The sequence below is a fragment of the Tigheibacillus halophilus genome, assembly GCF_042683165.1.
Classification (GTDB): Bacteria; Bacillota; Bacilli; order Bacillales; family Amphibacillaceae; genus Tigheibacillus; species Tigheibacillus halophilus.
Window position 1 is genome coordinate 688198 of record NZ_JBHUIZ010000003.1, and the last position, 26594, is coordinate 714791.

A 26594-nucleotide genomic window follows, 5' to 3' on the forward strand; every position below is an offset into this window, starting at 1 on the left:
TGAACATATGCGTAAAATGCGTGTATATGAATATGCAAAACAAAGTAATACAACAAGCAAAGAAGTGATCGACCAGCTGAAAAAAATGGATTATGAGGTTACAAACCATATGTCGACTATTTCGGAAAACGCGAAAAATAGACTGGACAAGATTTTTAATTCGGGCAAAGAAAAACAGAAAAACAACAATGGCGCACAGCATAGTAAGGATAAACATATGAAAACAAAACAAAACCAAGGAACTGATCATAAGCAGGATAGTGGAAAACAAGGGAACCCGTCTGGCCAACATGGCAGCAGCCATTCGAATAAAAATAAACAACATTCAGGCTCCAGCCACCCGCAAAATGGAGAGCGTAATCAACCGTCTCGCAATCAAAACAAACAAGGACAAAACAAGAATCAGCATCGTCCTGGAAAACCTGGGAACAACCGACGCGGCACAAGCCCTTCCGGACAGCGAAATAATAAACAAAACAACCGGAATCAGGGTAAACAGCATCGAACGAACCAGGCACCTCAAAAACCGGTAGTCAAAGAAATGCCTAAAGAAATTAAATATAGTTCTACATTGACGGTGAGCGAGCTTGCGTCTAAATTAAACAAGGAAGCTGCCGAAATCATTAAAAAGTTGATGTTTCTTGGTGTGATGGCAAACAAAAACCAGGATCTCGATGATGACACAATTGAACTGATATGTGCAGAATATGGCGTGGAAGTGGAAAAAGAAATCATATTGGAAGATACCGATTTTGTTAAGTATATTACTGAAGATAAAGAAAGCGAATTGATAGAAAGACCTGCTGTAGTTACTATTATGGGTCATGTCGACCACGGGAAAACTACATTGCTTGACTCCATCAGGCATACCAAAGTGACAGAAGGTGAAGCCGGCGGTATTACGCAGCATATTGGGGCATACCAAGTTGAACTGGAAGGAAAGAAAATCACATTTCTGGATACACCTGGCCACGCGGCTTTCACCAGCATGCGTTCCCGCGGTGCCCAAATAACAGATATTGCCATCTTGGTTGTGGCTGCTGATGATGGTGTCATGCCACAAACGATTGAAGCGATCAATCATGCGAAGGCCGCAGAAGTACCAATCATTGTTGCCGTGAATAAGATTGACAAAGAAGCAGCAAATCCGGATCGGGTCATGCAGGAGCTGACGGAACACAATTTGATTCCGGAAGACTGGGGAGGCAATACGATTTTTGTTAATCTGTCTGCAATCAAGCGAGAAGGTATCGATGATTTACTTGAAATGATCCTGCTTGTTGCCGAAGTGGAAGAGCTGAAAGCTAACCCGGGGAAAAATGCATTTGGCACCGTAATTGAAGCGGAATTGGATAAGGGTAAAGGCTCTGTCGCGACATTACTTGTCCAAAACGGAACATTGCATGTTGGAGACTCTCTTGTTGTCGGTAATACGTTCGGACGTGTCAGAGCAATGGTCAATGATCTTGGTCAGAGAGTGAAAGAAGCAGGCCCTTCGACTCCAGTAGAAATCACTGGGTTGAATGAAGTGCCGCATGCAGGAGACCAGTTTCTTGTATTTGATGACGAGAAGAAATCCCGCCAGATCGGAGAAGCCCGCCATTCAAAAGCAGTGCAAGAAAACCGAAGCGAACAGCATAAAGTCAGCTTGGATGATTTGTTTGAACAAATCAAACAAGGACAAATGAAAGAAATAAACATTATTGTGAAAGCGGATGTTCAGGGATCAGTCGAAGCACTGGCGGCTTCTCTGAGAAAGATCAATGTTGAAGGTGTTAAAATCAACATTATTCATACAGGTGTGGGTGCCATTAAAGAATCCGATATCATTCTTGCTTCCGCTTCAAACGCAATCGTTATCGGCTTTAATGTCCGGCCTGATGTCAATGCAAAAAAAGCTGCGGATTCCGAACAGGTGGATGTCCGTCTCCATAGAGTAATATATAAAGCCATCGAGGAAATCGAAGCTGCGATGAAGGGGATGCTTGATCCTGAATACCAGGAAAAAGTAATTGGTCAGGCAGAGGTAAGAGAAACATTCAAGGTATCCAAAATCGGTACTATTGCAGGCTGCTATGTAACGGATGGAAAATTGACACGCGATTCAGGCCTTCGTTTAATACGTGACGGTATTGTCCTTTATGAAGGCGAAGTCGACACACTGAAGCGCTTTAAAGATGATGTAAAGGAAGTAGCTCAAAACTATGAGTGCGGATTGACGATTAAAAACTTCAATGATATCAAGGAAGGGGATATCGTCGAAGCGTTCATTATGGAAGAGATTGAGCGGAAATAAACATTTTCCGGCAAGAAAGGGCCACAAAGCAGGGGGACGATAGGGGACATGGATATTCATTTGAATAACTAATTGCCGCTGATTCCCCCCTCACTATTCAAAAAGCTGTCTTCATTCATGCAGCGGCAGTATCATGATGAGGTGAAAAATGATGAATAATATACGTGCCAATCGTGTTGCGGAGCAAATGAAAAAGGAACTCGGTGATATTTTATCAAAAAAAATAAAAGATCCCAGGGTTGGCTTTGTAACGGTTACGGATGTCGAAGTGACTGGTGATTTGCAGCAGGCAAAAGTGTTTATCTCCGTTTTAGGAAATGATGAAGAAAAAAAAGAGACATTGCTGGGTCTCGCAAAAGCAAAAGGGTTCATCCGTTCTGAAATTGGTCATCGCATTCGTCTGCGAAAGACACCAGAGATCACATTTGAATTCGATGAGGCTTTGGAATATGGTAACCGTATTGAAAATCTATTGCGCGATTTAAATAAATAACAAAAAAGATTGCTTAAAAAAGTGTCTGGCTCCTTTTGCCGCGTGAGATGCATTCCGGTTTTTAATCAGATCCCGGTTGCTGCAGCAAGGGGCCTGGCTCTTGATTTTGCAGTCTTTTTTAATTTTTATTCCTTTGTTTTAGATTTGAAAATAAAATCTGATTATGACATGATATGAATTGGAGGAAGCAGCGTGGACGGAATTTTGCCACTATGGAAACCCAAAGGGATGACATCCCATGACTGTGTGATGAAAATAAGAAAACTGGCTCAGACAAAAAAAGTTGGTCATACAGGGACACTGGACCCTGAGGTGGAAGGTGTTCTGCCTATTTGTATCGGCCAAGCGACAAAGATTGTCCCGTTCCTGACAGACACAAGAAAAACCTACATAGCAGAACTTTCTTTGGGAACTGCAACGGATACTGAAGACAGCCAAGGAGAGGTCATTGCTTTTAAAGAAATGACCCGCCAGTTTTCCTATGATGAAATAGAAAAGACTCTCCAAAAATTCAAGGGAGAAATCACCCAAATACCTCCTATGTACTCAGCCGTCAAGGTCAATGGCAGAAAATTATATGAATATGCAAGGAACAATATCCCTGTAGAGCGCCCGAAAAGGAAAGTAAATATTTACGAGTTGCGGCAGATTCTGGATGAAAACATGGATGACCATCATATTTCACTCAAGATCGTTTGCTCCAAGGGGACATATATCAGAACGCTGTGCGTCAATATAGGGGAAGCACTCGGATTTCCCGCTCATATGTCTTCCCTTGTACGGACAAAAACCGGAGCATTTTCTGAGAAAGATACTGTACAATTTGATATGCTAGAGAAAGCGGCAGCCGCGAATGAGCTGCAGACAATGCTATTGCCGATTGCAGCTGGTCTGGAGCATTTAGACACGCTTGAAGCAGATGAAACTATGAGAAAACGGGTGCTTCATGGCCAAAAAATTTCTGAACCAAAGAAAGCAATGCATACTGATCCCTTTAAAATCATGTATGAAAATAAGCTCCTGGCTATATACCAAATTCATCCGGAACATGACGATGTAATAAAACCAGTACGTGTTTTTAATGAAAAATGAAAGTGCAGGTGTTAGAAATGAGAACGATTGAATTAACTTATCCACATACTTTGCGCGTGGATGATCTGCCTGAAACAGTCGCGGCAATCGGTTTTTTTGATGGTATACACCAAGGACATCAAAAGGTGATACAGACTGCGGTGAAGAAAGCCAAAGAAAATAATAGCGAAAGTGCTGTGGTTACTTTCCATCCCCACCCTACAGTCGTCCTAAGGAATGCAAAAGACGTGAAATACATCACACCACTTCGTGAAAAACAAGCTATTCTGCAAAAAATGAACGTGGACAGGTTATATATCATTACTTTTAATAAGGAATTGTCCCAGTTATCTCCGCAAGATTTCATTGACCATTTCATCATCGGCCTGCATATCAAGCATTTGGTTGCTGGATTTGATTATACATATGGTCATAAAGGTGCGGGAAACATGACAGTGATCAAGGATCAAACGAGAGGCTCCTTCGATTACACAGTAATAGATAAGATGGAATTGGATAACGAAAAAATCAGCTCAACAAAAATCAGAGAGCTGATGAAAAATGGTGATATTTCAGGCGTGAATAATTTGTTGAATAGACCTTTATCGTTCTTTGGCACTGTGATCGATGGTGAAAAACGGGGCAGAGAATTAGGTTTTCCAACAGCCAATTTACAGGTCGACCCGAATTTATTATTTCCAAGGACAGGGATTTATGCCGTGAAAGTCATTTATAAAAACGAGACTTATGAAGGCATGGCCAGCCTCGGCACAAATCCGACGTTCAGCGACGGTGAGGCTTTATCTTTTGAAGTGAATATATTCGACTACAATAATGATTTGTATGGTGAGGAGCTCATCGTGCAATGGCATCAATTTATCCGTGATGAAAAAAAATTCGAATCCGCTGATGCTCTCATAGAGCAGATGAAAGTGGATGAAAAAAATATTCGCCGGTATTTTAAGCTGCGGGCAGAATAATAATTACCCCTTTTTGCAGCAGGCAGATTTTATGTTTTAATCTATCTGCCGAAAGGGGGGGATATCCATATCGACATGGTATCTATTTCTTCTTTTGTGTCTGGTCAAGACAGCATGTTTCATTCAGAGATAATCTTCCTAAGAAGAACCAAATGATTTTCATCGGGATGGTTGCGTGAATAATATTGCTTGCAATTTACCTTAAAAAGTTGTACGATAAATCACGTAGAACCTTCTCGTGGCAAATTCGTATCTCCGACGATTGCTGGGAGGCAGGGGATTAGCAAATAAACAAATGGAGGTATGCCGAATGGCTATTACAAAAGAACGTAAAAACGAAATCATCAATGAGTTCAAAACACATGAAAGTGATACAGGTTCTCCGGAAGTACAGATTGCTGTATTGACTGAAGAAATCACTACTTTGAATGAACATTTGCGCGTTCATAAAAAAGATCACCATTCACGCCGCGGTTTGATGAAAATGGTTGGTAAGCGTCGTAACTTGCTTACTTACTTGCGTAATAAAGACGTTGCCCGCTATCGTGAATTGATCAAAAGACTCGGTCTGCGCCGATAAATTAGAAAAAGCAGGAGAAATCCTGCTTTTTTTGTTTAAACGCAAGGCAGCTAATTGACAATGCCCGCCGAGTATAAACCTGATGGATAGGCGTGTGCAGGAGACGTGACAATGATTTCCATGTGGAGGGAATAACCGGCTTCCGAGGAGGTGCGGTTCCTTCGACCACCGATGCACTTCTTCAAAGCAATCTTTTTTCTACATAAAATTTACATTCCTAACAATAAACTATAAAATGAAGGATAGGATGTTTCATGAAAGGAGTTTTAAATAGATGTCAGACGAAAAGCAAACTTTCTCCACAGAAATAGCCGGGAGAAAATTCACTGTCGAAACAGGAGAACTTGCTAAACAAGCAGGAGGCGCCTGCCTTATCAGATATGGTGATTCAGCGGTGCTGTCTGTTGCAACAGCTTCCAAAGAGGCGAAAGACCTGCCATTTTTTCCTTTGACGGTGAATTATGAAGAAAGACTTTATGCAGTAGGGAAAATTCCTGGAGGATTTATTAAACGAGAGGGACGCCCGAGTGAGAAAGCGATCCTTTCTTCCCGATTGATTGACAGGCCAATCAGACCTCTGTTCCCTGATGGATTCCGCAACGAGGTGCAAGTAATAAGTACGGTGATGAGTGTCGATCAGGATTGCTCCACTGAAATTGCAGCTATGATAGGTTCTTCGATAGCTTTAAGTATTTCTGATATACCATTTTCAGAACCGATTGCCGGTGTCCATGTAGGACGTGTTAATGGGGAGTTCATTATCAATCCTACGATTGCACAGCATGAGGAAAGTGATATAGATTTGACCGTTGCCGGTACAAAAGATGCGATCAATATGGTTGAGGCTGGGGCCGAGGAAGTGCCAGAAGCAGACATGCTGGAAGCGATCATGTTCGGCCACGAAGAAATCAAACGCCTTATCGCTTTTCAGGATGAAATTGTACAGGCTGTCGGAAAACCAAAGATGGAAGTTTCCCTTTTTGCTGCTGATGAAGATTTGACGGCGAAAGTAGAGGCGGAAGCCAAAGATAAATTGGTTGAAGCAATTCAAGTAAAAGAAAAACACGCTCGCGATGAAGCGATAAAAGCTGTTAAAAATGCAGTACTTGAGAAATATGAAAATGAAGACGAACAGGTAGTCAAGTTAATTGGAAACATTTTGGACAAACTTGTCAAAGCTGAAGTAAGACGCTTGATCACAAAAGAAAAAGTACGTCCGGACGGTCGTAAAATTGATGAAATACGGCCATTGTCTTCACGTGTGGGAATCCTGCCAAGAACACATGGTTCAGGTTTATTCACCCGGGGGCAAACCCAGGCTTTGAGTATCTGTACACTCGGTGCACTTGGTGATGTACAAATATTAGACGGTTTGGATTTGGAAGAATCTAAACGGTTCATGCATCATTATAATTTTCCGCAATACAGTGTCGGTGAAACCGGGCCGATGCGCGGGCCGGGACGCAGGGAAATCGGCCATGGCGCATTAGGAGAACGTGCGCTTGAAAAAGTTGTTCCGTCCGAAAAGGCCTTCCCTTATACTATCCGTCTTGTCTCGGAAGTGCTCGAATCCAATGGTTCAACTTCTCAGGCCAGCATTTGCGCAAGCACATTGGCAATGATGGACGCAGGTATTCCTATTAAAGCGCCTGTCGCAGGGATTGCAATGGGGCTGGTCAAATCAGGTGAAGATTACACGATTTTGACCGATATCCAAGGAATGGAAGATGCCCTCGGAGATATGGATTTCAAAGTCGCCGGTACAGCTAAAGGTGTCACAGCATTGCAAATGGATATAAAAATCGATGGATTATCCCGTGAAATCCTGGAAGAAGCATTAAGCCAAGCTAAAAAAGGCCGTATGCAGATACTGGATTCCATGCTGCAGACTTTGGAAAAACCAAGAACAGAGTTATCTGCATATGCTCCTAAGATTTTAACAATGCACATCAATCCGGATAAAATTCGGGATGTCATTGGTCCGAGCGGTAAGCAAATCAATAAGATAATCGATGAAACAGGTGTTAAAATCGATATTGAACAAAATGGTGATGTGTTCATTTCCTCAACAGATACGGTTATGAACAATAAAGCAAAAGAAATCATCGAGGACATAGTCCGTGAAGTAGAAGTTGGAGAAATATTCATGGGTACCGTGAAGCGGATTGAAAAATTTGGCGCTTTTGTCGAATTGTTCAAAGGAAAAGATGGACTTGTCCATATTTCCGAACTACAAGAAGAACGTACAAACAAAGTGGAGGATGTCGTCAAAATCGGGGATGAAATTCTTGTGAAAGTGAAAGAAATCGACCGTCAAGGACGAATCAACTTGTCAAGAAAAGCCGCTTTGAAAGATGAACAAGCCGCTAAAGAAAAATCTACACAGGCGTGAAAGATAAGAAGCTGGTAAACATTCCAGTTTCTTTTTTTATGGCCGCTTTTAAATACTCAGTTGATGTCAATCGGGATAAAATAGTATGGCAGGATCAAGAGGGGATTTTTCGAGTTAATTAATATTATGATATTTTCGTTTTAGCATATTGTTCTGTTCACTGCTTCATACCTGAATAAAGCATAACCAAGATGTTGCATTCATATATTTGAGTCAGGGAGGGACAGGCATATGCATCATTTTATGAAATATATCCATATCATTATTTTCGTATTCTTAGTAATCACCACCTGGAATAACTCATACAACCCTTTTCTTGATGATAGCAGTAAACAGCAGGAATGGATGGAGACAATTAAACAGGAGGATCCGCTATATCAAGAAATTAAATCAAGAAGTGAACAATATAACAAGCCGCCACAGGATGCTTACATTGACAGGGTTTGGAAAAAAACGCCTGGCCGCAATGGTTTGAAAGTGAATATAGGAAAGTCTTATGAAGAGATGAAAGAAAATCAGGAGTTCGATGAAAATAAGCTGGTGTTTGACCAAGTCAAACCAAAAGTTTCATTGGAAAGTCTCCCGGCATCTCCGATTTACAGGGGTCATCCGGAGAAAAACATGGTCGCACTGATGATCAATGTTTCGTGGGGGACGGAGTATATACCGGACATATTGAAAATCCTAAAGAAAAATAACGTAAGAGCAACTTTCTTTTTAGAAGGGAAATGGGCTAAGGAACATGCTGAATACACGAAAATGATTGCAAAAGAGGGGCACTTGATAGGGAATCATGCATATAACCACCCCAATATGGCAAGGATGACCAATCAGCAAATCACAGATCAAATCGCAAAGACCAATGAAATCATTGAAGCGATCACAGAACAAAAACCTGCTTACTTCGCCCCTCCGAGCGGAAGTTTTTCGGACCAAGTGGTCGACATCGCCGATCACCTCCAGATGGAAACGATCCTGTGGACGGTTGATACGATTGATTGGAAGAAACCTTCTGTTTCTGTTATGATGAATCGAGTGATGACGAATATACACCCGGGAGCAACTATTTTGATGCATCCGACTCCGTCCGTTGCCAGAGGGTTGGATTCATTGATCAAATCGATTAAATCAAAGGATTATAAGTTGGGAACACTTGACAAACTATTAAGTACGGAACGGTAAGTGAGACACACTTCTAGGAGGTTACACTGTGGTAGAGAGACATCAATGTAAAAATGGCGTCCGAGTAGTTTTAGAACCAATAAAATCAGTCCGATCTGTGACGATCGGGATATGGGTTTTGACCGGGTCCATTAACGAAAACGAACGAAATAATGGCATTTCACATTTTTTAGAACATATGTTTTTTAAAGGGACGAAAACGCGCAGCCCCCAGGACATTGCCGAGGCGTTTGATTCGATCGGCGGGCAGGTGAATGCATTCACCTCCAAAGAATATACTTGCTTTTACGCCAGGGTGTTGGACACACATAAAGAATATGCGCTTGAAATTCTTTCAGATATGTTTTTTAACTCGACTTTTGATGAGGCTGAAATGGAACGTGAGAAAAAAGTCGTATCCGAAGAAATTAAAATGTATGAAGATACACCGGATGATATAGTTCATGATCTGTTAGCAAGGGCTTCATATGGTCAGCATGCATTAGGCTATCCGATATTGGGTACAGATGAACACCTGCAGACATTCAATCCGGACACATTGCATGCTTATGTTCATAATAATTATAAACCAGAGAATATAGTTGTATCAGTAGCCGGCAATGTGCCTGCTGCATTTATAAACGATATTGACAATTATTTTGGCAGCTATCAATATGAAGGTGAACGGCACATTGTGGAAAAACCGGCTTTTATCGCTGACAGGATCAGTCGCGTAAAAGAAACGGAACAGGCTCATCTTTGTCTGGGTTACCCAGGACTGGCTGTAGATGCTGATAATATGTACAGTCTGATCATTGCTAACAATGTGCTGGGAGGAAGCATGAGCTCCAGACTTTTCCAAGATGTCAGAGAGAAACAGGGATTAGCGTATTCTGTGTTCTCTTATCATTCATCCTTTTTGAATAGCGGGTTGCTCACTATTTATGCCGGAACTGGAAAAAATCAGCTTTCAAAGTTGCGAACGACTGTCGCGGACACCATTGCTTCATTGGCAGAAAATGGACTGACGGACAAAGAACTGAAGAACAGCAAGGAGCAATTGAAAGGTGGTATGATGCTCAGTATGGAAAGTACCAATAGCCATATGAGCCGAAACGCAAAAAACGAATTGCTTCTCAATAAACATCAGACACTTGATGACATGATCGCTGAAATAGACGCAGTGACGCACGAGAGTATAAAAAATGTACTGGCAGAAGTATTTTCAAGTGAATATTCTGAAGCGTTGATCGCGCCTGATAATCAGTGACCCCGTCCGGGTCACTTTTTTTGCGTATGAAAATATAACATACCTCGCTTTGCAGTATAGCAGCTATTCATAGCCCCTTTAGCAAATATCGGTTTTCTAAGATTATGGATCATACATGCCTCCCCTTTTGCGCGCATACAATATACAAAGTGTACTGTTAGAAGGAGGACATATATGCGTTACAATGAAATCAGCGGTAAAGAAATAGTCAATGTTTCCCAAGGAATGAGGCTCGGTGTATTGGGACAGACGGATTTGGAAATAGACCCCAGTACAGGTCAGATCAAAGCTTTCATTGTACCCAGTTATAAATGGTTCGGCTTAAAAAAAGAAGGAGAAGAAGTTAAAATTCATTGGGAGGACATCAAAAAAATCGGGGAAGACATGATCATGGTGGAAATGGAATAAAAGCACGTGGTGACCGGCAGATTATTGCCGGCACTTTTTTTTCGCCTGTCAAAGTAACAGTGTGGAAAATGGAAGCACTCTCTGGGTGATTTTTCATAAGCTATAAGGAAACGTACTGAAAACACTTATATTCAGGCTTAGCATGGAGGTGTGAGTCATAGAAAACACGATTGCCATCATCGGTGGTGATGCCAGGTATATCGAATTAATACGACAGTTAAATACTTTGGAAGATATGAAAACGATAGTGACAGGTTTCAATAAATTAGATCAAGGGTTCACCGGAGTACAGCACGTAGAATTTGCTGAAATGGAGCACGAAGATATCGATGTGGTGGTACTGCCGATTACAGGGACACAAAAAGGCGGAAAAGTAGAGACAGTTTTTTCAGATGAAGAAATCGTTTTGACAAAAGACTGGTTTGAAAAATTCCAAAGACCGACCCCTGTATTTACAGGCATCTCAAATCAAGATTTGGATGGTATGGTAAAAAACTCCAAAGCTCAAATCATTCCGCTGTTAGATCGCGATGATGTGGCCATTTACAATTCTATTCCAACGGCAGAGGGAACAATCATGATGGCTATGGAACACACAGATTATACCATCCATTCCTCCAGGGTCATTGTTGCTGGTTTTGGCAGAGTTGGCCATACGGTGGCCAATAAATTCTCTGCGCTTGGAGCAAAGGTATCCGTAGCTGCCAGCAGCATACATGATATAGCAAGAATCAATGAAATGGGTTTGTTTGCAATTACAATGAAGGAACTGGCAAAGGCTGCAGCAGATTGCGATATCTTGATCAATACAATCCCTGCACCAGTGATCAATAAAGAAGCCATCTCACAATTGCCGCATCATGCCTTGATATTTGATCTTGCATCGAAACCAGGCGGCACTGATTTTGACTATGCAAAACGCAGAGGAATCAAGGCTATCTTATCTGAAAGCCTGCCTGGTGTCGTCGCACCGAAAACGGCAGGGAAGATATTGGCCGATGTGATTATTCAAATATTATCGCAAAGGAAGGGGTTCGAACAATGAGTTTGGATGGAAAAAGAATCGGTTTCGGTTTGACAGCCTCTCACTGTACCTATGAGGCAGTATTTCCAGAAATGGAGAGGCTTATAAACATGGGGGCGGAGGTTGTTCCCGTGGTGACTTATAATGTGAAAAATGTAGATACCAAATTTGGAAAAGCAAGTGATCATATCAAAAGACTTGAAGAGATCACAAACAAAGAGGTTGTTGCAACGATTCCCGACGCTGAACCTCTGGGACCGATCACTCCGCTTGATTGTATGGTGATCGCTCCACTAACAGGGAATTCGATGAGCAGGCTCGCTAACGCTATTACAGATTCTCCACCTTTGATGGCCGCCAAAGCGACAATGAGGAATCAAAATCCTGTTGTGCTTGGTATATCAACCAATGATGCTTTGGGATTGAATGGCGTCAATTTGATGAAGCTGATGGCGAGCAAAATGATTTATTTTATACCTTTTGGTCAGGATGATCCTGTCAAAAAGCCGAATTCACTTGTATCCGACATGACTTTACTGCCAGAAACAATTGAATCCGCTTTGAATGGAAACCAACTTCAGCCTGTCCTTATTCCCTTTCAATCATGAAAATGATATGATAATGTAGAAATGAAAAAATGAATCCATTATGATAAGTATAGAGATATACAGTATGGTATGGGAAGGGAGCCATTTCAATGGGGGAAAAACCAGGATATCATGTTGCAGTTGTTGGTGCTACAGGAGCGGTAGGTGAAAGGATCATTGAATTGCTGCATGAAACCGATATGCCGCTTGCATCTGTGAAACTGTTGGCGTCAGCGAGATCTGCGGGAAAAAAAGTATCTTTCAAGGGAGAAACGATTGAAATAGAAGAAGCTGTTCCAGAAAGTTTCAAAGGAATTGATATTGCACTGTTTTCAGCAGGCGGGTCAATCTCCAAGCAGCTTGCTCCCGAAGCAGTTAAACGAGGAGCGGTCGTTGTAGATAATACCAGCGCATATCGTATGGACGAAAATGTTCCATTAGTTGTGCCGGAAGTGAATGCTAACGACCTGAAAAAACATCAGGGCATTATCGCTAATCCAAATTGTTCAACCATTCAAATGGTTGCAGCCTTAAAACCCATACAAGATGCCTTTGGCATGTCCAGAATCATTGTTTCAACCTATCAGGCGGTCTCCGGATCTGGCGCAACTGCTTGTACAGAGCTTGAAAATCAATCTGAAAGTTATTTACAGGGGACTGATATGCAGGCAGACATATTGCCTGTAAAATCGGATAAAAAACATTATCCGATTGCATTCAATGCATTACCCCAGATAGATGTTTTTGGAGAAAACGACTATACGTTTGAAGAAATGAAAATGGTTAATGAAACAAAAAAAATAATGCACGCTCCTGAGTTGAAAGTGGCAGCTACCTGTGTGCGTTTGCCGTTTTTCCGTTCCCATGCGGAAAGTGTTTATGTAGAAGTTGAAAAAGAAGGTTTGAACGCAGCGGATATTCGGGAAATACTGGAGAAAGCTCCGGGTGTGACCGTTCAGGATAATCCTGCGGAACAGGATTATCCTACTCCTTTGAGCGCTGAAGGAAGGAAGGAAGTATTTGTAGGACGCATCAGAAAGGATCTAGATGAATCAAAAGGTTTTCATCTTTGGATTGTCTCAGATAATTTATTGAAAGGTGCGGCATGGAATACTGTGCAAATAGCTGAACAATTGGCTGCAAATCATTTGTTATCATAGTCTTTTGAGGTAGAGGTGTAAGAACAACATGCAAATATTGGTACAAAAATTCGGTGGTACTTCCGTGCAAAGCGAGAAAAATAGAGAGTATGTCATCAACCATATTAAAGAGGCGTTGGTGCAAAAATATAAAATTGTTGTTGTCGTATCCGCTTTAGGTAGAAAACCGGATCCTTATGCGACAGATTCTTTACTATCACTAATAGACTTTCCTGCCGGAAGCTCCTCAAAGAGAGAACTGGATATGCTTATGTCCTGCGGGGAAACGATTGCTTCTGTGGTACTTTCGAATGAATTGAAAAAACATCATATGAATGCAGCTGCGTTGACAGGAGCTCAAGCTGGTTTCATTACTAATGATGATTTTACCCAGGCTAAGATCAAACATGTAAAACCTGAGCGGATTTTGCAGGAATTTGAATACAATGATGTCGTGGTAGTTGCTGGATTTCAAGGACAGACAGAAACTGGTGAAATTACTACGATAGGACGTGGAGGCAGTGATACAAGTGCGGCGGCGCTGGGAGCCGCACTAGCTGCAGAAAGAATTGAAATTTTTACAGATGTTAATGGCATTATGACCGCTGACCCTCGCATGGTAGAAAAAGCATGTCCGCTGGATGTTGTCACCTATACAGAAATTTGTAATTTGGCATACCAGGGAGCGAAAGTGATCCACCCTCGTGCGGTGGAAATCGCAATGCAGGCCAAAATTCCGATGCGGGTGCGCTCGACGTATGCCAAGGATGGAGGGACACTCGTCACTTCTTCCAGAGCGATGCAAGTCGGTGTGGATATCAGTGACAGACTGATAACCGGAATTGCACATATGTCGGCCATCACCCAAATCAAGGTTCCAATGAAAGAAGGAGCAAACCGCCAGTCAGAAGTGTTCAAAGCTATGGCTGATGCTGGAATTTCTGTTGATTTTATCAATATTTCTCCCACTGGTGTCATTTATACTGTGCCGGAAATGTTCACGGAAAATGCGTTGCATATTTTGCAGACGCTTGGTTTTCAGGCACAGACAACACAAAAATGTGCTAAGGTCTCAGCGGTTGGAGCGGGGATGACCGGCATTCCCGGTGTTGCTTCCAGAATCGTGCAGGCATTGACAAAAGCTGAGGTACAGATTTTGCAATCTGCTGACAGTCATACCACTATCTGGGTATTGATATATGAAAAAGATTTGAAAAAAGCAGTGAATGCGTTGCATGATATTTTTGATTTAAGCAATGCCAACGAACAAATTAAAAAGACAGATGAAGAAGGAAAGGTGTTGGAATCATGAATTTCGGCAGCGTATTGACAGCGATGGTCACTCCTTTTGATGAAAAAGGACACATTGATTTAGAGCGTACGGAGAAACTGGTGGAATATCTTATTGAAAATGGAACAGACGGGTTGGTGGTCGCGGGGACGACTGGCGAATCTCCAACATTGACTCATGAAGAAAAACTGACTTTGTTCAAGCATGTGGTTAAAATTGTCAATAAACGAATTCCAGTTATCGCCGGAACGGGGAGTAACGATACTGCTGCTTCCACCGAATTGACCCAGGAAGCTGATAACCTGGGTGTGGATGCTGTAATGCTTGTCACCCCTTATTACAATAAACCTGATCAGCGCGGATTATTTGCTCATTTTTCCAAAATTGCTCAAGCGACGAGTCTTCCGGTAATGCTTTACAATATTCCTGGGCGCTCTGTAGTGAAAATGAATGCTGACACTATAGTGGAATTAAGTAAAATACCGAACATTGTTTCCGTGAAAGAAGCAAGTGGAGATTTGGACCAAGCTTCTGAAATCATCGAACGAACAGATGATGGCTTTTCAGTATACTCCGGAGATGACGGATTGACATTGCCTTTATTGGCGATTGGCGCAGATGGGATCATATCTGTAGCATCCCATGTCATTGGAAACGAGATGCAATCAATGGTTGAAGCGTTTCATGGAGGTCAGGTGAAAGAAGCTGCCAGCATACATCGTCAACTGTTACCTGTAATGAATATATTATTCTCTGCACCTTCTCCAGTACCGGTAAAAGCTGCGTTGAAAATGAAAGGGATTGAAACAGGCGGAGTCCGTTTACCATTGGTCTCCCTTGAAAAAACATTGCATCAGGAGCTAGAAAAGGAATTGCGCAGTCATTCAGTCATAAAGTGATATAGATACTTAGCTGAAAAGTATAATCAGCTGACTTGATTTCGTTTTCTTACCACATCAAATGAAAAACATACATCCGGCAGGGGAAACCTGGCTGGATGTTTTTTTATTTTTGGGATGATAGTTCAATGGGATTGGCACATACTAAAAGATAAGAATCGATAAGGAGTGTATCAGCGTATGGATAAAGCAACTGAGCCGAGAAATGCGGAAAAAGGGCAGGAAGGCCAGCAAGCCGAGGAGGAAAACAATTCTTCCTCCCTTGTTGAAAAGATTCAGCAGCTCGGCCAAACCAATGTCGTTCAAGCACCTGACACGAATGTACATGTATTGTCCATCATCGGGCAAGTCGAAGGTCATATGCAGCTTCCCCCACAAAATAAAACAACAAAATATGAGCATCTGCTGCCACAGTTGATCGCAATTGAACAAAATCCCAAAATAGAAGGGTTGGTCATATTGATCAATACAATCGGTGGCGATGTCGAGGCTGGATTGGCATTATCAGAAATGATCGCCTCATTATCAAAGCCGACAGTTTCAATTGTCCTCGGGGGTGGACACAGTATTGGTGTACCGATTGCCGTCGCATCCAATTATTCCTATATTGTACCAACTGCCACGATGACGATACATCCGATCCGGCTAACAGGTCTTGTCATTGGCGTACCGCAAACCTTTGAATATTTAGATAAAATGCAGGAAAGAGTTATTAAATTTGTAGTGAACCACTCCAACATAAAGGAAGAGAAATTTAAAAATTTGATGTTTGATAAGGGGAATTTGACAAGGGACATTGGAACCAACGTCGTCGGCACAGATGCAGTAGCATATGGGCTTATTGACGCAGTTGGCGGCGTGAAGGAAGCAATGGAAAAGGTTAATGAGCTGATTCAAATAGCAAAATCCAGCCGTCCGGAGGCGATTCAATGATTTTATATACTCCTCTCTCAGAAGCAGAAATATTCCCTTGTTCAGATGATGACTTCAAAAAAAGAGAATGTGTCAATTACAAAAATAAGTCCATGTATGTCGAAAGAAGACCTGATGGGACGTATCAGCTGCTGCAGCTGCTCTCTTCAGACCCCAATGATTTCTTAAAAAGTGAACTGCAGCCTGGAACTATCCTTAAAGGAAGTTTTGAAGCGGAGTGATTTTCCTTATATGCCCAATCCTTATGAAATATGCTATACTATAAGCACATGATAAAACCCTTGTCATCATATTGACGAGGGTTTCGTCTTCGACTTATACATAGGACAGGGGTGAAATGAAAATGGCCAAAAAACGCAAGAAAAGGAAAAGAAAATTGAATCAGAAAATAAAATATGAGTTGTTGGGACTGCTGTTCATTTTTTTGGCTATTTTCGGCAGTGGAGCAAGTGCAATCAGCGATGGAATCGTGCCAGGCGGCCTGGATCATATTTTTCGTTTCTTTTTTGGCATTTGGTATTTTGCTGCTTCAATTTTTTTGTTAATTACCGGTATTTTACTGCTTGTAAAAAGAAGATATCCTGATTTTACATACAAAAAAACAGTCGGATTTTACATATTTTTTGCCGGTCTTCTTCTACTGACGGAAGTACAGACAATGGAAAGTTTGCACCTGCTCGATGGGAATGTGTCGATCTTATCTGCAAGCTGGCATAACTTCTTTGCATATATCGGAGGGCAAGGTTCCGCAGTACAAACCGGCGGTGGAATTGTCGGGGCGCTGCTGTTGACTTTCAGTTACTTTTTGTTTTCATCAGTCGGTACAAAAATCGTTTCGGTGTTCTCCATGTTAGTTGGAATAGTGTTCTTGACAGAGTTTTCTATCGGAGACTTTTTTGGAAAAACGCTGACAAGGCTTTCGAATACAGTGAAGCACGGATTTGAAAAGCTGAAAACAAAACAAAAAAGTAAGAAAGAGGTTCAAACTGAACCCGAAGTGACTATACATGAAATGACGCCAATTAATGGAGAGGACAATCATGGTCACGCTGAACCTGAGATTGCTGATTTTACAGAGAAGGCTTATCAGGAACCAGCTGCGAAGAAGGATAAACCGGCGAAGCCCACTGAAGAAAAAGATGCATCTGGCGAGGAAGATATTTTGGATCAGACAATACCGATGGCCGAAGCGGAAAACTATGAATATATACTACCTTCCATGGACTTGCTGGCAGAACCGGTCTATAATTCACAGCAACAAGAGAAATCGCAAATCCAAGCTACAGTGAAAAAACTCGAAGCAACGTTCAAAAGTTTTGGAGTCCGCGCACGCGTTACAAAAGTAAATGTGGGTCCGGCTGTCACAAAGTATGAAGTCTATCCCGAAGCAGGAGTTAAAGTCAGCAAAATCGTCGGGTTGCACGATGATCTTGCATTAGCACTCGCAGCAAAGGATATTCGGATAGAGGCTCCGATACCTGGAAAATCTGCAGTAGGCATAGAAGTTCCTAACCAAGAAGTTGCCCAAGTATCGCTGCGGGAAGTACTGGATGGCACAGCCAGCCAGGCCTCCAAGCTGCTATTCGCACTGGGCAGGGATATATCTGGTGAAGCGATCATGGGAGAACTGAATAAAATGCCCCATCTTCTGATTGCCGGTGCAACAGGCAGCGGAAAAAGTGTATGTGTTAACGGTATTATTACTACCATATTAATGCGGGCAAAGCCCCATGAAATAAAAATGATGATGATCGATCCGAAAAAAGTGGAGCTAAATGTATATAATGGTGTTCCACACTTATTGGCTCCAGTGGTCACTGACCCGAAAAAAGCTTCGCGGGCATTGAAAAAAGTCGTTGCTGAAATGGAAAGAAGATATGATTTATTTTCAGATACTGGCACGAGGAACATAGAAGGTTATAATGAACATGTTCGTAAATATAACCAGGATGCCGATGAAGAACAGCCTAGTCTGCCATACATCGTTGTTCTGGTCGATGAGTTAGCTGATTTAATGATGGTGGCTTCCAGCGATGTGGAGGATTCGATTACAAGACTTGCACAAATGGCAAGAGCTGCGGGCATTCATTTGATTATAGCTACCCAAAGGCCTTCAGTTGATGTTATCACCGGCGTGATTAAAGCGAACATTCCCTCCAGAATCGCTTTCAGCGTTTCTTCACAAACAGACTCAAGGACCATTTTGGATTCCGGCGGAGCGGAAAAATTGCTCGGGCGAGGAGATATGTTGTTTCTGCCAGTTGGAGCTTCAAAGCCGACCCGCGTACAAGGGGCTTTCTTATCCGACGAGGAGGTCCAACGTGTTGTAGACCACTGCATAGAACAACAAAAAGCGACTTATCAAGAAGAAATGATTCCTGAAGATGTGAATGAGACTGTAGAAGAAGTTGATGATGAGTTGTTTGACGATGCTGTACAGATGATAATCGAGATGCAAAGTGCGAGTGTTTCCATGTTGCAGCGACGTTTCAGAATTGGTTATACGAGAGCGGCCCGCTTAATTGATGCAATGGAAGACAGAGGAATAGTTGGCCCTTATGAAGGGAGCAAGCCGAGAAAAGTACTGGTTTCCCAACAGACAGAAGAAGTTTCCACTTAATAAAACTGTTTTGGAAAGATGATCGTCGAAGAAATGAATTCGACAATCATCTTTTTTTATAGGTAAAGTACAACGTACTAATAGTTAAGCTGAACGCTGCCATGGTACCTTTTCTGCCAATTGACAAAATCTGATCAAAAAGTAGTGATTTTAAAAAAATTTATTCTATTAAACATTTATTTATCGAAAAATAAATGATATATTTATCCTAGAGATAGCAATATTTGTCTGAGGTCTGATCTTTCATGTGAAAAGGGGGATGAAAATGTCGATAAAAACAGATTCCCGGCACTTATATCTCCAAGTAATCGATAAAATCAAACAGGATATTCAACAAGGAGAATATGCAGAAGGGGAAAAATTGCCCTCAGAATTCCAGCTGTCAAAGGAGCTCGGAGTTTCACGGGCGACATTGCGAGAGGCTTTGCGGGTACTGGAAGAAGAGAATGTGATTGTCCGAAGACATGGCGTGGGAACTTTCGTAAATCCTAAACCAGTGTTTTCATCGGGAATCGAATTACTAAGCAGTGTAACGGATATGATTGAAGCATCTGGCAAAGAAGCTGCATCACAATTTTTATCAACAGAATTGGTGGACGCTACAATCGAAGAAACAAGCTGCTTTGCTCCTAAAAAGGTTGACAAGCTTATCGCTGTGGAACGTGTTCGGACAGCTGATATGGAACCGGTTGTATTTTGTATTGATAAAATTCCTGAGGGTCTGGTTCCACTACATATGATTCATCGGGCAGATTCATTATTTGGGTTGATGGAGAAACATTTGAATAAAAGAATTTCTTATGCCATCAGCTATATTGAACCTATCAGCTACCACGACAGAATTTATGAAATATTGAATTGCAGCACGGACCAGGCACTGCTGCTGCTCAATCAGATGCACTACACGGAAGATGATGAACCTGTACTCTATTCTTCTAACTACTTTCGCTCTGATATGTTTCGCTTTCATGTACTGCGTAAGCGTCCTTGATTTGAAAGGGTTTACATTTAGGAGGTGGTGGATGTATTCAAACAAGGATATTGAAACATGCTATAAATATCATACATCTTTTTAAATCAGGGAGGCGTTTAGTTTGAAAAAAAGCAGGTCACTCATATTCTTAGCAGTACTTATCAGCCTTACCTTGGCTTTGGCTGCATGTGGCAGCTCAGGAAAGTCAAAGGACAGCGGAAAAAGTGCAGATAAATCGGGTGCAACATCTGATTATAGTGCAGCAATGGTTACAGATATCGGCGGTATCGATGATAAATCCTTCAACCAGTCCTCGTGGGAAGGCTTGCAGGCCTGGGGGAAAGAGCATGGACTTTCGAAAGGGAAAGGGTTTGATTATGCGCAGTCAAGCAATGAAGCGGATTATATGCCAAACCTGACACGTTTGATACGAGACAAGTATGACTTGATTTTCGGTATCGGATTTAATCTGAAAAACGACATAGATAAAGTTGCAAAACAATATCCTGACACCAAATTTGCAATTGTCGATGACGTGGTTGACCAGCCTAATGTGGTAAGTATCAACTTTAAAGAGCAGGAAGGCTCATTTTTAGTAGGGGTTGCCGCCGCAAAAAAAACCAAGACGAATAAAGTAGGTTTCGTAGGTGGAGTTGAATCACCATTGATTGAAAAATTCGAGTCCGGATTTATTGCTGGTGTGAAATCGGTGAACCCGGATATTAAGGTAGACGTGCAGTATGCCGCCTCATTCGGTGCTCCAGATAAAGGGAAAATCATCGCATCCAATATGTATAATGACGGGGTGGATGTTATTTATCACTCCTCTGGAGGCACAGGAAACGGTGTCTTTAACCAAGCAAAAGATATTAAGCAAAATAACCCTGACCGGGACATTTGGGTCATTGGTGTTGACCGTGACCAGTACGAAGAAGGCAAAATCGGCGACCACAATATTACATTAACATCTATGGTAAAACGTGTCGATGTTGCTGTACAGGATGTAGCCAACAAAGCAATGAAGGGCGAACATCTTGGCGGTGAGAAACTTGAATTCGGTCTGAAGGATGAAGGTATCGGCGTAGCGATGACAAATAAAGATGCTATGGCCGATGACATCGTCAAAGAAATCAACGATTGGAAGAAAAAAATTCTTGATGATGAAGTGAAGGTCCCTAAAACACGTAAAGAATTAAAAGAATACGAAAAATCTTTGTAATAAAAAAGGCTGGTCGGTCGACGCTGCCAGCCTTTTTCATCTTTTCTTTTGGATAAATTGTCAAATGAAGCCGAAGGAAAATGTTCCTTCCTTTCATTTGGCAAATTTATTCCATTGTAAATTTAGTTTTATCTTATAGAAAAAGAGGTGACCATTTTGGGATATGTGATAGAAATGCTGAACATCCGAAAAGAATTTCCAGGTATCGTAGCCAATGATAACATCACACTACAAGTGGAAAAAGGAGAAATACATGCTTTGCTTGGCGAAAACGGGGCTGGCAAATCTACTTTAATGAATGTCCTTTTTGGCTTATATCAGCCTGAAAAGGGCGAGATCCGTGTGAATGAAAAAAAAGTGGCGATCACCAACCCAAATATTGCGAATGATCTAGGTATCGGGATGGTGCACCAGCATTTTATGCTGGTAGAGCCCTTTACAGTGACTCAAAATATCATCCTCGGAAAAGAACCGACAAAAATGGGGAAAATCAACATAAAGAAAGCCGAAAGGGAAATTCAGGAATTATCAGATCGTTATGGATTGAAAGTCGACCCTTCCGCGAAAATCCGGGATATTTCAGTCGGCATGCAGCAGCGTGTAGAAATATTGAAAACACTTTACCGTGGAGCGGAAGTACTGATTTTTGACGAGCCAACCGCAGTTCTTACCCCTCAGGAAATCAAAGAGTTGATCACAATCATGAAGTCACTTGTCCAAGAGGGAAAATCTATTATTCTAATAACACATAAATTAAAAGAGATTATGGAAGTTTGTGATCGATGCACTGTCATTCGGAAAGGAAAAGGGATTGGTACAGTTCAAGTCATACAGACCAATCCGAATGAATTGGCATCTTTGATGGTTGGCAGGGAAATTAATTTTAAAACAGAGAAGAAACCTGCGGAACCAAAAGAAATAATATTGGATATAAATAATCTCATTGTCAAAGATTCACGTAAAGTGGATCTGGTCAAAGGACTTGATTTACAAGTTCGTGGAGGGGAAATTGTCGGTATTGCAGGTGTCGATGGCAATGGGCAATCTGAATTAATTGAAGCTATTACAGGCCTTCGAAAGTCTGAATCTGGCACGATCAAAATCCGCAACAAAAATATTACCAATTTCAAACCGAGGAAAGTGACCGAAAACGGGGTAGGCCACATTCCGCAAGACAGGCATAAATTTGGCCTAGTACTCGACTATTCCATCGGTGAGAATATGGTATTGCAGACTTATTATAAAAAGCCTTATTCCCGAGCGAAGATATTAAACTTTAAGCAAATTTACGAAAAAGCGAAAACACTGATTGCCGAGTATGATGTCCGTACTCCGAGTGAATTTACGAAAGCACGGGCACTTTCAGGGGGAAATCAGCAAAAAGCGATTATTGGCAGAGAAATCGACCGGTCCCCAGATTTACTGATTGCAGCACAGCCCACAAGAGGATTGGATGTAGGAGCAATTGAGTTCATACACAGACGTCTGATTGAAGAACGCGATAAAGGAAAGGCCGTCTTGCTTGTCTCTTTTGAATTGGACGAGGTGCTGGATGTCAGCGACCGCATCGCAGTCATGTTTGATGGTAAAATAGTCGCCGATGTCAAGCCCGTAGAAACGAATGAGCAGGAGTTGGGGCTGCTAATGGCTGGAAGCACAGTGAAAAAGGCTGGTGAAAAATAATGCAAGCGAATAAACGATTGTTTTCTATATTGGTTCCTGTCATTTCCGTGTTGCTTGGACTGATTGCAGGTGCAATTATCATGATTGTTTCCGGTCATAACCCTGTGGATGGATATGCCGCACTGTGGAGAGGGGCCTTTGGGGATGTGTATACGATCGGTGAAACAATCAGAAGGACGACTCCTTATATTCTATCAGGCTTAGCAATTGCCTTTGCTTTTCGGGCAAACCTGTTCAATATCGGGGCAGAGGGGCAGGTGATCGTTGGATGGCTTGCTGCAGTATGGGTAGGTCTGAGCATTGATGCACCAATGGTGATACATTTGCCGCTTGCTTTGCTTGCTGCCTGGATTGCCGGAGCTGTATGGGGGTTCATTCCAGGATTCCTCAAGGCAAAACTTGGTGTGCATGAGGTAATCGTCACTATCATGATGAACTATATCGCATTGTATGTCACGAATGAAATAATACGTTCTGTATTGACGGATAACCAGACAACAACCGCGCAGATTCCTGCGAGTGCATCACTTGCATCCGAATATTTACAAACCATGACGATGTTTTCAAGAATGCATTATGGTATTTTAATCGCGTTGTTTGCCACTGTTGTCATGTGGTTCATCATGGAGCGGACAACAATAGGCTATGAAATAAAATCTGTCGGTTTTAATCCACATGCATCTAATTATGCTGGTATGAATGTCAGTAAAAACATTATCTGGTCCATGGTAATTGCCGGAGGGTTCGGTGGATTGGCCGGGGCCATGGAAGGTATTGGGACTTACGGCACGATTACTGTCATGTCAAGCTTTTCCAATATTGGCTTTGACGGTATCGCCGTGGCCTTACTTGGTGCAAACAATCCATTCGGTGTCATTATCTCCGCATTGTTATTCGGTGCTCTCAAAGAAGGAGCTGGTGAAATGCCGACAGGCGCAGGCGTGCCGACAGAGCTTGTAGATATCATCATCGCATTGATAATTTTCTTTGTAGCATCAAGCTACATCATTCGCTGGGCCATTCTTCGTTTCAAAAAGGAGGAGAAATAAATGATCGATATTTTGAATTCTGTTATCCCTACTGCCTTATTTTTCTCTGCTCCTTTAATCCTTACGGCTTTGGGAGGTGTGTTCAGCGAAAGGTCAGGTGTTGTCAATATCGGCTTGGAAGGGCTGATGGTTATGGGGGCATTTGTCGGTATCGTTTTCGATTTGACATTTGCTGACGCACTTGGAGCGTGGACACCGTGGATTTCTGTTTTGGTTGCGGGCGCTATCGGAGGCATATTTTCTGTTATTCATGCCGTAGCTTCTGTTTCTTTTCGGGCCGACCAGGTTGTCAGCGGAGTAGCTATCAACTTTTTGGCGTTGGGGATTGGTGTTTTTCTTACCAAGCAATGGTATGACAAGGGCCAGACGGATATGGTTTCTGAGCCTTTCTCTTCCACGAATATCCCGCTTCTGTCAGATATACCTGTCATTGGGAAAATGTTTTTTCACGGTGTTTACACTACTTCCTATCTGGCTATCATTTTAGCTTTTGCTGGATGGTATGTGCTTTATAAAACTTCTTTTGGTTTGCGGCTTCGAGCGGTTGGCGAGCATCCGATGGCTGCAGATACAAATGGGATAAATGTGTTTAAAATGCGATATACTGCAGTGATCATTTCTGGTGTACTTGGAGGGCTTGGCGGTTCTGTGTTTGCATTAACTATTGCTTCCAATTTCTCTGCAACGACGATTGTCGGTCAGGGTTTCATGTCGCTTGCCGCGGTCATATTTGGAAAATGGCACCCGTTAGGCGCCATGGGTGCAGCGTTGTTCTTCGGGTTTGCACAAAGTTTGAGCATTATCAGTGCCGGGGTGCCTTATCTGCAAAATGTTCCACAAGTCATTTTACTCATTGCGCCTTATGTGCTGACGATCTTGGCGCTTGCCGGTTTTATCGGTCGCGCTGAAGCACCTAAAGCAAATGGTGTGCCATATATAAAGGGAAACAGATAAAAAGAAAATGAAATGCAAAAAAGCATCAGCTTTGGCATACCGAGCTGGTGCTTTTTGCTGCTAAGTTATTCAGCAGCCTGTCCAAACACCTCAGATGCGATTATCATATTATGAGCACGAGCACGACACAGTCTTCTGCCACAAATCAAGAGACGAGGTGGGGGTTCAGCTATTCCCCGATGTTGGAGGGAGGCATTCCACCGTGTAAGTTTCAAGTTATAGTTTAAATTGGTTATTCATCTGTCATTTCGTGTAAACTATATATCAGACTGTTTATCGAAAAAGGAGGCGGATAGGAAGATGGAAGAACAGATAAGCCATCATGATGGGTTTACATTACATTTCATTCCGACCAAAAAATTTAAGACTGTGCAATTAACAGCTAAGCTAAAGGCACCACTGGAAAAAGATACGATAACAAAACGCGCGTTGTTGCCTTATATCCTACAGCAAGGAACCGAACAATATCCAACCCGCAGTGAACTTCAACACCAGCTTGATCGCCTATATGGCGCAGTGCTGTCTATTGGCGGTGCTAAAAAAGGGGATTACCATATCCTTACAATCAGACTTGAAACTGCAAACGAGAAATATGTAGCCAACGAGAGCTCGACAATGCATGATATGCTGGAACTTTTTAAAGAAATCATTTTTGCCCCTCATCGTACTGGCGAGAAAGCATTCGATAAAAAAATATTCAATCGTGAAAAACAAACGCTGAAACAAAAAATGGCTGCTATTACAGATGATAAAATGAGTTACGCCAATATGCGCCTGATTGATGAAATGTGCAAAGATGAAACGTATAAACTGCATGTCCATGGCTATGAATCCCAGTTGAACGAGCTGACCAGCGAAGAAACTTACAGCTATTATAAGGAGGTTCTGGAACAAGACCAACTCGATTTGTATGTGGTTGGCGACGTGGAGATGAGCGAAATAGAGCAGTTCTTTTTAGACAATTTCTCTCGCCATCCGGTGCCTCAGCGAGAAGCTGCAGCGGATGAAAAGCCGAGAATGGAGAAAATCAATGAAGTGATCGAGAAACAGCAAATTCAGCAAGCAAAATTGCATATCGGCTATCGCACACAAATCGTTTTTGCAGATGCAGATTATCCAGCCTTGCATGTTTTTAATGGATTGCTGGGAGGTTTCCCAAGTTCTAAGCTTTTCCTCAATGTGCGGGAAAAGAATAGTCTGGCGTATTATGCCGCTTCCAGAATGGAAAGCCATAAAGGGTTGTTATTCATTTTCAGCGGTATCGCACCAGCGGATTACACCAAAGCCAGACAAATTATCGAAGAACAGATGACCGCCATGAAAAAAGGCGATTTTACAGATGATGAAATGGATAAAACTAAAGAGCTGATCATTAATCAACTTCTTGAAACGATGGATAATCCGGTCGGTCTTGTTGAGCTCTCCTATCAACAGGTTGTAGCCGGTGCAACTCTGCCGCCAGAGCGGTTGATCCATGCCATTCAAGTAGTCACGAAGGAACAAATCATTGCCGTAGCGGAAAAAATCCACGAAGACACCGTTTATTTGTTAACAGACAAGGGAGGTGCATGA

Annotated in this window: 23 protein-coding genes; all 23 read left to right on the forward strand. The window is 42.1% G+C overall.

Annotation, left to right across the window (positions count from 1 at the left end):
• Positions 1-7 precede the first annotated feature (7 nt).
• The 23 genes from infB (at position 8) to yfmF (ending at position 26594) form a co-directional block, all read left to right on the forward strand.
• Positions 8-2296 carry a translation initiation factor IF-2 gene (gene infB, locus ACFSMW_RS03975; protein WP_390353207.1) on the forward strand — a complete coding sequence of 763 codons (2289 nt, stop codon included), beginning with the start codon at positions 8-10 and terminating at the stop codon, positions 2294-2296.
• Between the two features lie 151 nt (positions 2297-2447).
• Positions 2448-2789 carry a 30S ribosome-binding factor RbfA gene (gene rbfA / locus ACFSMW_RS03980; RefSeq protein WP_390353915.1) on the forward strand — a complete coding sequence of 114 codons (342 nt, stop codon included), beginning with the start codon at positions 2448-2450 and terminating at the stop codon, positions 2787-2789.
• Positions 2790-2981: 192 nt separating this feature from the next.
• Entirely contained in the window at positions 2982-3881 is a 900-nt protein-coding gene (truB, locus tag ACFSMW_RS03985; RefSeq protein ID WP_390353209.1) for a tRNA pseudouridine(55) synthase TruB, read from the forward strand.
• A gap of 17 nt (positions 3882-3898) precedes the next feature.
• Complete coding sequence (locus ACFSMW_RS03990; protein WP_390353210.1) at positions 3899-4840, forward strand: bifunctional riboflavin kinase/FAD synthetase; 942 nt, start codon at positions 3899-3901, stop codon at positions 4838-4840.
• A 310-nt stretch (positions 4841-5150) separates the two neighbouring features.
• Entirely contained in the window at positions 5151-5420 is a 270-nt protein-coding gene (gene rpsO / locus ACFSMW_RS03995) for a 30S ribosomal protein S15 (protein ID WP_390353212.1), read from the forward strand.
• Between the two features lie 274 nt (positions 5421-5694).
• Positions 5695-7812, forward strand: coding sequence for a polyribonucleotide nucleotidyltransferase (pnp, locus tag ACFSMW_RS04000; RefSeq protein ID WP_390353213.1), 2118 nt, complete (start codon positions 5695-5697; stop codon positions 7810-7812).
• A gap of 231 nt (positions 7813-8043) precedes the next feature.
• A complete protein-coding gene (locus tag ACFSMW_RS04005) occupies positions 8044-8994 on the forward strand; it encodes a polysaccharide deacetylase family protein (protein ID WP_390353215.1) in 951 nt (316 codons plus the stop codon).
• Positions 8995-9022: 28 nt separating this feature from the next.
• Complete coding sequence (locus tag ACFSMW_RS04010; RefSeq protein WP_390353217.1) at positions 9023-10243, forward strand: M16 family metallopeptidase; 1221 nt, start codon at positions 9023-9025, stop codon at positions 10241-10243.
• Positions 10244-10417: 174 nt separating this feature from the next.
• The gene (locus tag ACFSMW_RS04015; RefSeq protein WP_390353219.1) at positions 10418-10651 is read left to right on the forward strand and encodes a YlmC/YmxH family sporulation protein; all 234 of its coding nucleotides are present in this window, start codon (positions 10418-10420) and stop codon (positions 10649-10651) included.
• Positions 10652-10808: 157 nt separating this feature from the next.
• On the forward strand, positions 10809-11696 hold the full coding sequence (dpaA, locus tag ACFSMW_RS04020; RefSeq protein WP_390353916.1) for a dipicolinic acid synthetase subunit A: 888 nt from the start codon (positions 10809-10811) through the stop codon (positions 11694-11696).
• A complete protein-coding gene (gene dpaB, locus ACFSMW_RS04025; RefSeq protein WP_390353221.1) occupies positions 11693-12283 on the forward strand; it encodes a dipicolinate synthase subunit B in 591 nt (196 codons plus the stop codon). Before dpaA ends, dpaB begins: the two co-directional genes overlap by 4 nt.
• 89 nt (positions 12284-12372) lie before the next feature.
• Positions 12373-13422, forward strand: coding sequence for an aspartate-semialdehyde dehydrogenase (locus tag ACFSMW_RS04030; RefSeq protein ID WP_390353222.1), 1050 nt, complete (start codon positions 12373-12375; stop codon positions 13420-13422).
• A 28-nt stretch (positions 13423-13450) separates the two neighbouring features.
• Positions 13451-14713 carry an aspartate kinase gene (gene dapG, locus ACFSMW_RS04035; protein WP_390353223.1) on the forward strand — a complete coding sequence of 421 codons (1263 nt, stop codon included), beginning with the start codon at positions 13451-13453 and terminating at the stop codon, positions 14711-14713.
• The gene (dapA, locus tag ACFSMW_RS04040) at positions 14710-15591 is read left to right on the forward strand and encodes a 4-hydroxy-tetrahydrodipicolinate synthase (protein WP_390353225.1); all 882 of its coding nucleotides are present in this window, start codon (positions 14710-14712) and stop codon (positions 15589-15591) included. Before dapG ends, dapA begins: the two co-directional genes overlap by 4 nt.
• Before the next feature lie 180 nt (positions 15592-15771).
• Entirely contained in the window at positions 15772-16524 is a 753-nt protein-coding gene (locus ACFSMW_RS04045; protein ID WP_390353226.1) for a ClpP family protease, read from the forward strand.
• Positions 16521-16745, forward strand: a complete 225-nt coding sequence (locus tag ACFSMW_RS04050; RefSeq protein ID WP_390353228.1) for a YlzJ-like family protein — start codon at positions 16521-16523, stop codon at positions 16743-16745. The genes ACFSMW_RS04045 and ACFSMW_RS04050 overlap by 4 nt, the downstream gene beginning before the upstream one ends.
• 122 nt (positions 16746-16867) lie before the next feature.
• Positions 16868-19144, forward strand: a complete 2277-nt coding sequence (locus tag ACFSMW_RS04055) for an FtsK/SpoIIIE family DNA translocase (protein ID WP_390353230.1) — start codon at positions 16868-16870, stop codon at positions 19142-19144.
• A 265-nt stretch (positions 19145-19409) separates the two neighbouring features.
• Positions 19410-20135, forward strand: a complete 726-nt coding sequence (locus ACFSMW_RS04060) for a GntR family transcriptional regulator (protein ID WP_390353231.1) — start codon at positions 19410-19412, stop codon at positions 20133-20135.
• Positions 20136-20238: 103 nt separating this feature from the next.
• Positions 20239-21336: a BMP family lipoprotein gene (locus ACFSMW_RS04065; RefSeq protein ID WP_390353233.1), complete on the forward strand. Its 1098-nt coding sequence runs from the start codon at positions 20239-20241 to the stop codon at positions 21334-21336.
• 156 nt (positions 21337-21492) lie between these two features.
• The gene (locus tag ACFSMW_RS04070; protein ID WP_390353234.1) at positions 21493-23019 is read left to right on the forward strand and encodes an ABC transporter ATP-binding protein; all 1527 of its coding nucleotides are present in this window, start codon (positions 21493-21495) and stop codon (positions 23017-23019) included.
• Complete coding sequence (locus ACFSMW_RS04075) at positions 23019-24068, forward strand: ABC transporter permease (protein WP_390353236.1); 1050 nt, start codon at positions 23019-23021, stop codon at positions 24066-24068. Before ACFSMW_RS04070 ends, ACFSMW_RS04075 begins: the two co-directional genes overlap by 1 nt.
• Complete coding sequence (locus ACFSMW_RS04080; RefSeq protein WP_390353238.1) at positions 24069-25022, forward strand: ABC transporter permease; 954 nt, start codon at positions 24069-24071, stop codon at positions 25020-25022. It abuts the gene before it with no gap.
• Between the two features lie 300 nt (positions 25023-25322).
• Positions 25323-26594 (forward strand): EF-P 5-aminopentanol modification-associated protein YfmF, encoded by a 1272-nt coding sequence (gene yfmF / locus ACFSMW_RS04085; RefSeq protein WP_390353239.1) that lies wholly within the window; start codon positions 25323-25325, stop codon positions 26592-26594.

Coding starts and splice junctions, on each gene's coding strand:
- infB (WP_390353207.1), top strand. CDS start 8: ATGCGTAAAATGCGTGTATATGAATATGCAAAACAAAGTAATACAACA.
- rbfA (WP_390353915.1), top strand. CDS start 2,448: ATGAATAATATACGTGCCAATCGTGTTGCGGAGCAAATGAAAAAGGAA.
- ACFSMW_RS03990 (WP_390353210.1), top strand. CDS start 3,899: ATGAGAACGATTGAATTAACTTATCCACATACTTTGCGCGTGGATGAT.
- rpsO (WP_390353212.1), top strand. CDS start 5,151: ATGGCTATTACAAAAGAACGTAAAAACGAAATCATCAATGAGTTCAAA.
- pnp (WP_390353213.1), top strand. CDS start 5,695: ATGTCAGACGAAAAGCAAACTTTCTCCACAGAAATAGCCGGGAGAAAA.
- ACFSMW_RS04005 (WP_390353215.1), top strand. CDS start 8,044: ATGCATCATTTTATGAAATATATCCATATCATTATTTTCGTATTCTTA.
- ACFSMW_RS04015 (WP_390353219.1), top strand. CDS start 10,418: ATGCGTTACAATGAAATCAGCGGTAAAGAAATAGTCAATGTTTCCCAA.
- dpaB (WP_390353221.1), top strand. CDS start 11,693: ATGAGTTTGGATGGAAAAAGAATCGGTTTCGGTTTGACAGCCTCTCAC.
- ACFSMW_RS04030 (WP_390353222.1), top strand. CDS start 12,373: ATGGGGGAAAAACCAGGATATCATGTTGCAGTTGTTGGTGCTACAGGA.
- dapG (WP_390353223.1), top strand. CDS start 13,451: ATGCAAATATTGGTACAAAAATTCGGTGGTACTTCCGTGCAAAGCGAG.
- dapA (WP_390353225.1), top strand. CDS start 14,710: ATGAATTTCGGCAGCGTATTGACAGCGATGGTCACTCCTTTTGATGAA.
- ACFSMW_RS04045 (WP_390353226.1), top strand. CDS start 15,772: ATGGATAAAGCAACTGAGCCGAGAAATGCGGAAAAAGGGCAGGAAGGC.
- ACFSMW_RS04050 (WP_390353228.1), top strand. CDS start 16,521: ATGATTTTATATACTCCTCTCTCAGAAGCAGAAATATTCCCTTGTTCA.
- ACFSMW_RS04055 (WP_390353230.1), top strand. CDS start 16,868: ATGGCCAAAAAACGCAAGAAAAGGAAAAGAAAATTGAATCAGAAAATA.
- ACFSMW_RS04060 (WP_390353231.1), top strand. CDS start 19,410: ATGTCGATAAAAACAGATTCCCGGCACTTATATCTCCAAGTAATCGAT.
- ACFSMW_RS04075 (WP_390353236.1), top strand. CDS start 23,019: ATGCAAGCGAATAAACGATTGTTTTCTATATTGGTTCCTGTCATTTCC.
- ACFSMW_RS04080 (WP_390353238.1), top strand. CDS start 24,069: ATGATCGATATTTTGAATTCTGTTATCCCTACTGCCTTATTTTTCTCT.
- yfmF (WP_390353239.1), top strand. CDS start 25,323: ATGGAAGAACAGATAAGCCATCATGATGGGTTTACATTACATTTCATT.